Genomic DNA, 11070 nt, shown 5'->3' on the forward strand with positions numbered 1-11070 from the left:
TCCCCATCTCCCTAACGGCAATGAATACAGGGTTTTACACCGGCGGCAATGGGTGTGTTTTTTTTTGGGGGGGGGAGTTAATCACGGAACTTACATCATGCAGCAGAACACCAAGTTACCTGCGATGTTGGGACCTAGTGCATGAGCGCCGATATTGGTTTTGGTTTTGCTTAGAAATAGCGCCAGATGAAATCGTAGACTGAGTATGTCAGGTGGCAGTCAAAAACGCTGGCCTTGTAGGTTGATATTTATTCGTGGATCCTCAGCGAGGGATCGTTCCGTCGCACCTCTGAACGAGCACATTCAACAATTCCAAATAGGGGAAGCGCTGGCAGCGTGATACAGATGTGATTTTGTCAATGACTTCTCAGATGACGTCATGATCGAATGCGAACTTGCAGAATGAGGGAAGGTTTTGCTATCGAACACTCATTGGTTGAAAATGTGCGGCTGGCGATATGATAAAGAATTTACTTAAGTTGAAAAGGTTTACAAAGGGAACCTCTATAAAGCAGGAGGAACCCACACCTATAGTTTCGCTAGCAATCGAACCGCAAAGCCATCTTGAGAAGTATCTGGCTTATTATGTCGGCCGTATTAAGCCTAGCTATGCTGTACTGGTGACCGGTGATTGGGGAACCGGCAAGACCCATCAGGTCCGGCGCGCGCTTCCAGATACACATGCCCACTACGTCAGTCTCTTCGGCCTCAACTCACCCAGCGAGATTGAGACTCAGATTTTTAGCAAGATGTTCCCAACCAACTCAGCCTTAAAACGCTTTGCCGAGAAAATAGACAGCACATCAATCCAAATCCCGGTAGTTGGAGCACTAGCGACAGGGGGGCTGGCAAGTCTTCTTACCGGTCACTTCATCAAGAATGAGATCGACAGTTCACGTCCTTTGATCTTGGATGACCTCGAGCGATGCACAGTCGAAAACCCAGTCCTGCTCGGAATGATTAATCGCTATGTGGAACACCACGGATGCAGAGTGATTGTAATTGCACATGACAATAAAGTCGTTGAGACCTTCTCGGAATCGAAGGAGAAGATCTTCGGACAAACTCTTCACGTAGAACCGAACGTCGATGCCGCTTTCTCGGAGTTTGTTGCATTGTTTATGGATTCGGAAAAGCCGGACAAGCTTGGCTCTCACCGACGAGAGGTGCTTTCAACATTCAAGGAATCTGGTACTTCTTCGCTACGTATCCTTCGTCATGTAGTGGAGGATATTGGTCGTCTCGCCGATGCACTTGAGGATCGTTATTTCGAGAACGAAACAGCGATGGTAGAATTGGTGCGCCTCTATTCCGCTCTGGCTATTGAAACGCGGACAAATAAGCTCGAGCGAGAAGATCTCTTTAGACGGAGAGAGAAGATCGTCTCGCGAAGAATGGATATGGGCGGCAAAGAAAAAGAAGAGCCACCCAAATGCGGGCTATATGATGCATCGCAAAAATACACATCAATTGATATTGCAAGCACATTGCTGAGCGATGACGTATTGGCGGAAATGTTGTTCGATGGTCGCTTTACGGAGAATCATATACGCACGTCACTGAACAACAGTGCCTATTTTCTTGAAAAGCAGGCTGCGCGCCCGTGGCAAATCGTCAGCAGCTTCGACATGCTGGATGACGAGGAGGTGGATCCTGCACTGGCGCTGATGAACGAGCAATTCGACAAGCGTGAGGTCACAGATTCAGGTGAATTTCTGCACATTGTGTCACTGAAGATGATGATGGCATCTCGTGGCGTTGTTGCGGGCACTTCAAAGCAAATCGCCGATGATGCAAAGCAATACATTGATGATCTCTTGGCGGCAAAGCGGTTGCCACCTCGAAAAGTGGGCTGGTTGTGGACGGACGATTTCAAGGACTCATTCGGCGGCGTTAGGTATTGGGTCGTCGATTCCTATCGAGCTAATTTCAATAATGTTGTCGAATATCTCGTCCAAGCGCGTATAAATGCCCTCGCGGACACTCTCCCCGGCAAAGTCCCGGCATTGCTGGAAGTGGTGAAAACGGATGGGCAGAAATTCTTTGGCATGGTTTGCTACAGCCGCAACGAGAATTTAGAATATCAGGATATCCCGATCTTCGCACACGTCGATCCGGCAGCATTTGTGGATGCCTGGTTAAAATCTCCAAAACAGGGTTGGTATTGGATCGGAAAGGCACTGAAAGAACGGCAAAAGGTGCTAAGCCATTATCCCGGCCTGTCAGCGGAAAATACGTGGTATCCGAAAGTCCATAAGGAGATACTAGCGCGAGCGTGTAAACAAAAGGGGCTGGCACGGCTTCGAATGGAACGCACTGCAGAATTTTTGGGCATATCTGACTCTGCCGATACGGCATCTCCCATCGTCGCCTCTGCCCAAGATCCGGTTCAGTTGGACGCGTCGGCCATGATCCAATCGACGCCAAGCGGCGGGTCGGATGCATCACCACGAAAACCGAAGCGCGCACGCAGAAAGATATCGAAGTAGCGAAGGGGCAATTTCAAAATGTGGCCGACGAAATATGATGTCAACAGCCGCTTTACTGTAGAAGTGCTGATGATGATGCGCTGGGTGGTGTGGCGCCGCGCATGATGCTGTTTGGGGTAGGGGTTGGCAGCAATTGGCCACGGCTTTCCTGTCTGCGGTCAACCGCCCACCGTCAGCAGGCACATCCCCCGCATCAAGCCGTGAAGCGGTCGTTTTTCTGTGCTGTGGCAATGCCGCAGGTCAGCTCGGGGGCGTGGCGCAGGCCGCAGGCCTCCACCATGCGTCTTGAGGCGGTGTTGCTGGCGGAAACCAGTTCATAAACATGGCTGGCGGGCAGGGCGCCAAACAGCTGTTCAATCATCAGCGCATTCACCAGCTTGCCCAGCCCCTGTCCGCGGTGGGTTGGCCGCACCGCCACCAAACCGCCCCAGGCATAGGCGTGAAAACGGCTGAAAGCATTATGTGGCATATAGGCATGCGCCGCCGCCACAATTCCAAAGGCATCCCCCAGCGTCACCGTGACTGCGGGGGCAAACTTGCCCGCCAGCATCGAACCGGAAAAAGGCACCAGCCCGGCGCTGGCCATCAGGCCCTGTGTGTCGCGAATTTGCTGGTCCTCGCCATCGTCTGGTGTTGGCCAGAGCGAAAGACCCTCCGGCCATGGCGCAGCGGTTATGCGGCGTGAGGCGGCCAGTGCCGTTTCGCCTTCGCCCACAAACACATCCCAGGTGTCAAAGCGGCAGCCACGCGCCGCCAGCTCGGCCTTGATCTCCGGCACATCGGCGGTGTCGATCATCCTGAAACCGCACACACCATCGCGCGCCATAATCTCGGCAATCGTTTGCCAGCCAAACAGCTTGGGGTCGTCGCAGCCCATGGTGCGCCCGGCCTGACAGGCGCCTGCCGTGCGCGCAATGAAATCCGCAGCCTCTTCGGCCTGCGCTTGCAGGCGTCGCTGCTTATCTGTGCCGAAATATCCGCCCATCCATACCTCCATCCTCCAGAAGGCATTTGCACCGGCATTTTACCGGCGAATGGGCCTGCCGCGCAAGTCCGCCAATCCGTGTGCCTGCCCATCTTGACGACCAGACAAAATACATTATATTATATTGTATATTAATCATCCAAAATGGAGTGCCCCATGTCCATTGTCGTCGTTTCCGAGAAGCTGTCCGTCGCGCCGCAGCCGGGCATTGATGAAATCCGCGCGCTGAGCGGCAAGGGTTTCAAGGCGCTTATCAACAACCGGCCAGACAGCGAAGATGCAGCCCAGCCCGGCACCCGTGCCGAGGCGCAGGCGGCAAAGGCCGCCGGCCTGTCCTATTCCTTCATTCCGGTGAAGCCAGACAACATCACCGAGGCGGATGTGCGGGCCTTTCAACACGCTTTGGATGCGGCGGACGGTCCGGTTCTTGCCCATTGCCAAAGCGGCAAGCGCGCGCTCAGCCTTTATCTGATCGGCGAGGTTCTGGATGGCCGCATGGCGGCGGATGCGGTGGCGGAGTTTGGCCGCAGCCGTGGGTTTGACACCGGCCTTGCTGCCGCCTGGCTGCAAAAACACGGCGCCCAAAAACCGCAGGTCAAAGGCTTTTTCGACAAGCGCACCTGGAGCGTTCAATATGTCGTGTCCGACCCCGCAACCGGCAAATGCGCCATCATCGATCCGGTTCTGGATTTTGATGAAAAGTCTGGCCAGACAGCCACCATCAATGCCGATGCGATCCTGGCCTATATCAGTCAGAACAACCTGACCGTTGAGTGGATTCTCGACACGCACCCCCATGCGGATCACTTCTCGGCCGCCCAGTATCTGAAGGAAAAAACCGGGGCGCAAACGGCGATCGGCGAACATGTCGTGGCGGTGCAGGCCCTGTGGAAAGGCATTTACAACTGGCCAGAACTTGCCGTGGATGGTTCGCAGTGGGACCGGCTGTTTGCACGCGGTGACAGGTTCAAGCTCGGTTCCATCGATGCGCATGTGCTGTTTTCACCGGGGCATACGCTGGCCTCCGTCACGTACGTCATTGGTGATGCCGCCTTTGTGCATGACACATTGTTCATGCCGGACAGCGGCACGGCCCGCGCCGATTTTCCCGGCGGGGACGCGGGCATCTTGTGGCAGTCGATCCAGGAAATTCTCGCCCTGCCGGATGAAACACGCATTTTCACCGGGCATGATTACCAGCCGGATGACCGGGCACCACGCTGGGAAAGCACGGTGGCGCAACAAAAGGCATCCAACCCGCATATAGCAGGTGTCAGTGAGGCGGCCTTTGTGGACCTGCGTACCAAACGCGACAAGACATTGCCCATGCCCAAGCTCATCCTGCATGCGCTGCAGGTCAATATTCGCGGCGGGCGTCTTCCCGAGCCGGAGGCCAATGGCAAACGTTATCTCAAGTTTCCGCTCGATGCATTACAGGGAGCAGCATGGCAATGAACACGGATCTCAAGGCAATGATCAAGGCGGGGCTTTCCCCCGCCGAAATGGCCACCCGGGCCGAAGAGGTCGCCAACCTCCTGAAAACCCTGTCCCATCCGGGGCGACTGATGATTGTCTGCACGCTGGTGGAGGCAGAATATTCGGTTGGCGAACTGGAAGAGAAGGTCGATATCCACCAGCCGCACCTGTCGCAGCATCTCACCGTGCTGCGTTCATCCGGCATTGTGGACACGCGGCGGGAGGGCAAACAGATCTTTTACCGGCTGACGGGTGAAAAGGCAGCCCAGCTGGTGGGCGCTCTTTATGGCATATATTGTGCGGAGCAAGGCAAATGAGCCAGTATCTTCCCTCTCTTTTCGGCGGCATGCTGATTGGCGCATCCGCCGTCATGCTGCTGCTGCTCAATGGCCGCATTGCTGGCATCAGCGGCATTGTCGGGCGCCTCATTCAGGGCATTGGCCTTCCCACAAACCTGGCCTTTGTGCTTGGGCTGCTCATCGGGCCAGTTGTTTATCTGCTGGCCTTCGGCACCTGGCCAACCGTGCAGATCACCAGCGGCTGGCCGCTGATCATCCTTGCAGGCCTGATGGTCGGTTTCGGTTCGCGCATGGGCTCCGGCTGCACTAGCGGCCACGGCGTTCTGGGGCTTGCCCGCCTGTCGCCACGCTCCATGGTGGCCGTTGCCACCTTCCTCAGCGCCGGCATCCTTGCCGTGGCAATTTTGCGAGGTGTCGGGTTATGAGCCGCAACCTGTTTCAAATCCTTTCGGCCCTTGCCGCAGGCATTACCTTCGGCTTCGGGCTTTCGCTGTCGGGCATGTTGAACCCGGCACGGGTGCAGGGTTTTCTGGATGTTTTCGGGGCATGGGACCCAAGCCTCGCTTTTGTTCTCGGTGGCGCTGTCCTCGTTGCCTTTATTGGCGTGCAGGTCATGAAACGCCTGCGCCATCCGGCATTTGATGACAGTTTCCATCTGCCCGCCAACCAGCGAATCGATGCGCCGCTGCTCATCGGTTCGGCGCTGTTTGGCCTTGGCTGGGGCATTGGCGGTTTCTGTCCGGGGCCGGCGGTTGCGTCCCTGTCGGTTGGCATTCCGCAAACCGTGCTGTTCGTCATCACCATGCTGGCCGGCATGGCCCTGCATGACCGGCTGTGGAGTAAAAAGCCGTGACCCATTCTGTTCTTGCTGCGGTCGGTTCCGGCGGGCTCGTCGGTTTCATGCTCGGCCTGCTTGGTGGTGGCGGCTCCATTCTCGCCACGCCGCTGCTGCTTTATGTCGTTGGCGTCACCCAGCCACACATCGCCATTGGCACCGGTGCCTTGGCCGTATCGGTCAATGCCTTTGCCAATTTTGCCAGCCATGCCCTCAAGGGCCACGTCTGGTGGCGCTGCGCAGCCGTGTTTTCCGTGCTGGGTGTCATTGGTGCCATTGGCGGCTCAAGCCTTGGCAAGGCCATGGATGGAGACCGGCTGATCTTCCTGTTCGGCATCCTGATGCTGGTCATTGGCGCTCTCATGCTGCGGCCGCGCAAAACAGTAACGGCGCAGTGCCGCCCGGTTGATCTCAGAATGTGCCTGGTGACAGCAGCCGTGGCCTTTGTGGCCGGCGTCGCTTCCGGATTTTTCGGCATCGGCGGCGGGTTCCTGATCGTGCCGGGCCTCATGCTGGCCACAGGCATGCCCATGATCAACGGCATCGGCACCTCCTTGTTGTCCGTTGCGGTGTTCGGTCTGGCAACAGCGCTCAATTATGCCAGCTCCGGGCTGGTGGACTGGTGGCTTGCCAGCGAATTCATCGGTGGCGGCATTATCGGCGGCCTGCTTGGCATGGTGCTCGCCACGCGGCTCAGCGCCTACAAGAACATCCTCAACCGGCTGTTTGCCGCGCTGGTCTTTGCCGTGGCCACCTATATTCTCTATCGCAACCGGGCTGTTTTGATGGTGGGCTGAAGGCAGGGCTGGCGGCCGTGCGTGCCCGGAAAAATGCGCCTCTTTCTTTGGTGCCGGTTGCTGGCATAAGCTGCGCGCCGCCAGATGGGCAAACCATCGGGCAGGGCGTGGCACTGCAGTCTGGAGCAACAATATGCACGTTTCACCCACATTTCTGTCGCTTCCGAACAGTGCTGATGATGAAGCGCTTCGTGGCAGGCCACCGCGCATGGTGCTGTTTGGGGCCGGGTTTGGCAGCGCCTATGCCGGCAGTGACGATACCGGTCATGCGCTGGCCGCTGATGTCATCCGCGCCGCGTCCCAGGAAGATGCGCCGTTGATTGACCATTTCGATTTTGATCTCGGTGGGCCGTTGTTTGCGGGCAAGCCGGTGTCCTGCATCGATATCGGCAACATCAAAACCACGCATCGCGACAATTCAGGCAACCGCGTGAGCATCGAAGCCCAGACGCGTGACATCCTTGCCATGTCAGCCGTGCCGATCCTTTTGGGCGGGGATTGTTCTGTCACCATTCCGTTCCTGTCGGCTTTTGCCGGGCAGGGGCCAATCTGGCTGTTGCAGATCGACGCGCATATTGACTGTCGCGACGAGGTGAGGGGCGAACGTTACGGTTATTCCAGCCCCATGCGTCGCGCCAGCGAAATGCCAGAGGTGGCGGGCATGGTGCAGGTTGGCCTGCGCAGTGTTGGCAGCGCGCGGGTGAGCGACGTGAACGACGCGCTTGCCTATGGCAGCCATTTTGTCACCGCGCGGGACATGCATAACCAAGGCGTTGAAGCGGCGCTGCAACACATTCCGGACGGCGCACGGGTGGTCATGTCACTGGATTGTGATAGCATCGATCCCGCCATCATGCCCGGTGTCGCGGCCCGCACGCCGGGCGGCTTGACCTATACGCAGGTCATCGATCTCATCTCAGGTGTCGGCAAAAAGGCCCGCATCGCGGGTTTTGACCTTGTGGAGTTTTATCCACCGGCCGATGTGGACGGCCTTTCGGCGCTCACCGCCGCACGTATTCTCGTCAACACCATGGGTGTCATCGCCCGTCAGAACTGACCAAATTCAGCCGCAGGGCCAGATGTTGCGTGCGGCAAAGCGCAGAGAGATTCGTTAATCCTCGACCCGAAAATGAACGGTCTTGGCGGCAAATGCCGCAATCCACCCCACACATTAAGCCGCATTTGCGCCGTCACAACGAAATGTTCCGTGATGACAGGCAAAGGCGTGAGCGTGGCACAGGCCTTATCCGCACCTTGAAAAAATCCAGCAAAAACAGGTGGTCCGCGTGGAAAACACCGCACTCGCTGCAACAGGCAGCGAAGTCGCGCGTTATTACCGCGCTCCGGCTTTGTAACAGTCCGTTCACATTTGCGTAAAACCGGCATTTTTTTAAGATTCTGAACGGAACATGAATGTAGGATAACAGTTCATTCATCTGACGTTCATCTTTGAATTGGAGCCACGCGATGTTTTTGAGCACACTTCATGATACCAATGCCTTCAGCTTTGGCTCTGGCGGCAGTCTGTCAGCCCGCTCCGCGGCCATTGAGGAAGAACTGCATTATCTTCCCAATTTTTCCGGCACCAATATTGTCGTTGAAGTCGAGGGTGGTTGCATCGTGTTGACCGGCACGGTCGAAAACCGCGTTGACCTTTTCCGGGCACTGAATGTTGCAAGCGACATCGCCGGTGCCGACAAGATCATCTTCCGCGTACAGCACGAGCCTCTGTTGGCCTCCTGATCTGACGCGGTCGAACGTCACCTAGGTGCCGGCATCGGCCGGCATCCGCAACCTGCGTCGGGCGCAAGCCAACGGCCAGTTCGCGCGTCGCAAGCATGTCGCGCATCTCAATGCAGAAGACATCTGCGATGACAGCGCGCATGGCGCGAAAAATTCAAAAAATCGGAACCTTTTGAGCATCCATGGGTTGAACTGCCAGACCCCACGTAATCCAGGTATGGCAGCCATGAAATCGATGTTCGATGCAGCCTGTTCTCTGTCCAAGTCATGGACCGCAACGGTGCTGCGCGTCTGGGGTCCGGCACTTGCTGCCTTTGCCATCATCCTGTCATCGGGCTTTTACGCCAACACCCTGTTCAGCACGGCTTTGTCGCAATCGCTGCGCAGCTTTTGATGCTCCACAAAAGCCCGCACACAAAACATGCTGAAAGCAAAAACCCCGACCTGGAAAGGCCGGGGCAGATGGTGTTGAAAAAATGTACTTTCGAAAATTGTCAGAATATGGAACGCCTTCTACCAGCGGTCACATTTTAAACGCAACACCCAATTTAAGGTGGAGCTGACTTTTTTTGACATCTTTTCCGATTTGCCCCAACTGGTCGCTCAATCCGCCATTCCATTACCGCGCCATGCACAAGCCTGAGCCTTAACATGGATTCAAAGGTCCTGTTGTGTTAGACAGTGGCCAAACATGGCGGCGCGGCACAGGTCCGCGCTTTGGCACGATTTTGGAAAATAATGAAAAATCAGTACATTAACCGCGAAAAAATCTTCGCCGTTGCCCCTATGATCGATTGGACTGACCGTCATTGCAGGTTCCTGCATCGGCAGCTTTCCAGCCATGCCTTGCTGTTTACCGAGATGATTGTCGCTGACGCAATCATCCACGGACGGCAGGATAAGCTGCTCAGCCACCACGATGCGGAAAACCCCGTTGCCCTGCAGCTGGGCGGCTCCGTGCCGGAAAAACTGGCCGAGGCGACCAGGATCGCGCTGGATTACAACTACAACGAGATCAACATCAATGTCGGTTGCCCGTCTGACCGGGTGCAATCCGGCACATTCGGCGCCTGCCTGATGCGTGAACCGGAAACGGTTGCCCGTTGCGTATCCGCCATGAAGGCGGCCACCGATCTTGCCGTGACGGTAAAGTGCCGCATTGGCGTGGATGACCAGAACCCGGAAGATGTGCTGCCGGATTTTATCACCCGCATGATCGATGCCGGTGCCGATGCCATTTGGGTGCATGCCCGCAAGGCCTGGCTACAGGGCCTGTCGCCAAAGGAAAACCGTGAAATTCCGCCGCTGGATTATGATCTGGTCTATGCCATGAAGGCGGCCAATCCCGGCACATTCATCGGCATCAATGGCGGCATTTCTGATCTGGAACAGGCCAAGACGCATCTCGAACACGTCGATGGTGTGATGCTAGGCCGCGCGGCCTACCACAACACCAATATTCTTGGCGATGTCGATCATGTGGTTTATGGCGCGCCATCCCAAGAGGTCGATTGGCAGCAGCTTTGCCAGACCATGATGGCCTACGCCGCTGATTATATCGCGACGGGCGGTCGCTTGAACCACGTCACCCGCCACATGGTTGGCCTGTTTCAGGGTTTTGCCGGCGCACGCCGCTTCCGCCAGATCCTGTCGTCGGATGCCACCAAACCGGGAGCCGGGCCAGAGATTATCGAAGCTGCCTTCGCTGCCATCGATTTTGAGGCGACGTCGCTGAAGGCTGCTGGCTAAGGTTGTAGGGGTCGCCGTAGCGCGCAACACTGAGACAGCGACTTGAATCTGACCCCATCTCGCCAAACGAAGCTAATGCGGTTGGCGTGATTAGATCCTCGCCACAAGGGCGAGGATGACGTGGAGGAAATGGTTGGTGCATTGTTTTACACTGACGATCCAACAAACTCTCCTCATGCCTCGTCCTCGGGTATGACCCGAGGGATGTCACAGGCATCCAGTGCCGCGCGTCGGCGCGGCGAAAGGCTTCTTTCCATCCCCAGGACTGGGGATGACTAGATTCCCGCAACAAGCGCGGGAATGAGGGAGGTTGGGACACCGTCAGCAAATACAGTTGCTACAGAGGAAGGATGTGGGTGCCACTTGCGCCCCTACCTCTACCCCTGTGGGAGAGGAAGAAAAATCATCACCTTAGCGTGCTAAGTGATAGATTTTTCAGGTGAGGGGTTCATGCAAGGGGCAACCCGGAACCTCAGTGCGACGCCCACCTTCGACGTCATTCTCGGGCTTGTCCCGAGAATCCAATCACATCTCGTCAAACGCCAATTACGCGGCTGGCGTGGTTAGATCCTCGCCACAAGGGCGAGGATGACGTGGAGGAAATGGTTGGTGCATTGTTTTACACTGACGATCCAACAAACTCTCCTCATGCCTCGTCCTCGGGTATGACCCGAGGGATGTCACAGGCATCCTGTGT

11 protein-coding genes are annotated in these 11070 nt (G+C 56.5%); 10 read left to right on the top strand and 1 reads right to left on the bottom strand.

Annotation, left to right across the window (positions count from 1 at the left end):
- The first annotated feature begins 458 nt into the window (after nucleotides 1–458).
- Nucleotides 459–2489 carry a P-loop NTPase fold protein gene (locus RT613_RS21445; protein WP_313618410.1) on the top strand — a complete coding sequence of 677 codons (2031 nt, stop codon included), beginning with the start codon at nucleotides 459–461 and terminating at the stop codon, nucleotides 2487–2489.
- Nucleotides 2490–2682: 193 nt separating this feature from the next.
- On the opposite strand, the gene RT613_RS21450 is transcribed toward RT613_RS21445, so the two are convergent.
- Nucleotides 2683–3474: a GNAT family N-acetyltransferase gene (locus RT613_RS21450; protein WP_313618411.1), complete on the bottom strand. Its 792-nt coding sequence runs from the start codon at nucleotides 3472–3474 to the stop codon at nucleotides 2683–2685.
- Nucleotides 3475–3630: 156 nt separating this feature from the next.
- On the opposite strand from RT613_RS21450, the gene blh reads away from it, so the two are divergent.
- From blh to dusA, 9 genes are all read left to right on the top strand, one after another.
- Nucleotides 3631–4929 carry a bifunctional sulfur transferase/dioxygenase Blh gene (gene blh, locus RT613_RS21455; RefSeq protein WP_313618412.1) on the top strand — a complete coding sequence of 433 codons (1299 nt, stop codon included), beginning with the start codon at nucleotides 3631–3633 and terminating at the stop codon, nucleotides 4927–4929.
- On the top strand, nucleotides 4920–5267 hold the full coding sequence (bigR, locus tag RT613_RS21460; protein WP_313618413.1) for a sulfite-sensing transcriptional repressor BigR: 348 nt from the start codon (nucleotides 4920–4922) through the stop codon (nucleotides 5265–5267). The genes blh and bigR overlap by 10 nt, the downstream gene beginning before the upstream one ends.
- Complete coding sequence (locus RT613_RS21465; protein ID WP_313618414.1) at nucleotides 5264–5674, top strand: YeeE/YedE family protein; 411 nt, start codon at nucleotides 5264–5266, stop codon at nucleotides 5672–5674. The genes bigR and RT613_RS21465 overlap by 4 nt, the downstream gene beginning before the upstream one ends.
- Nucleotides 5671–6102, top strand: coding sequence for a YeeE/YedE family protein (locus RT613_RS21470; protein WP_313618415.1), 432 nt, complete (start codon nucleotides 5671–5673; stop codon nucleotides 6100–6102). Before RT613_RS21465 ends, RT613_RS21470 begins: the two co-directional genes overlap by 4 nt.
- Nucleotides 6099–6881: a sulfite exporter TauE/SafE family protein gene (locus RT613_RS21475; protein ID WP_313618416.1), complete on the top strand. Its 783-nt coding sequence runs from the start codon at nucleotides 6099–6101 to the stop codon at nucleotides 6879–6881. Before RT613_RS21470 ends, RT613_RS21475 begins: the two co-directional genes overlap by 4 nt.
- 133 nt (nucleotides 6882–7014) lie before the next feature.
- The gene (locus RT613_RS21480) at nucleotides 7015–7938 is read left to right on the top strand and encodes an agmatinase (protein WP_313618417.1); all 924 of its coding nucleotides are present in this window, start codon (nucleotides 7015–7017) and stop codon (nucleotides 7936–7938) included.
- 410 nt (nucleotides 7939–8348) lie between these two features.
- On the top strand, nucleotides 8349–8624 hold the full coding sequence (locus tag RT613_RS21485) for a BON domain-containing protein (protein WP_313618418.1): 276 nt from the start codon (nucleotides 8349–8351) through the stop codon (nucleotides 8622–8624).
- A gap of 226 nt (nucleotides 8625–8850) precedes the next feature.
- Entirely contained in the window at nucleotides 8851–9018 is a 168-nt protein-coding gene (locus tag RT613_RS21490; RefSeq protein WP_313618419.1) for a hypothetical protein, read from the top strand.
- Nucleotides 9019–9362: 344 nt separating this feature from the next.
- Nucleotides 9363–10373, top strand: a complete 1011-nt coding sequence (gene dusA, locus RT613_RS21495; RefSeq protein WP_313618420.1) for a tRNA dihydrouridine(20/20a) synthase DusA — start codon at nucleotides 9363–9365, stop codon at nucleotides 10371–10373.
- Nucleotides 10374–11070 lie beyond the last annotated feature (697 nt).

The organism is Agrobacterium sp. (assembly GCF_032092815.1).
Lineage (GTDB): Bacteria > Pseudomonadota > Alphaproteobacteria > Rhizobiales > Rhizobiaceae > Agrobacterium.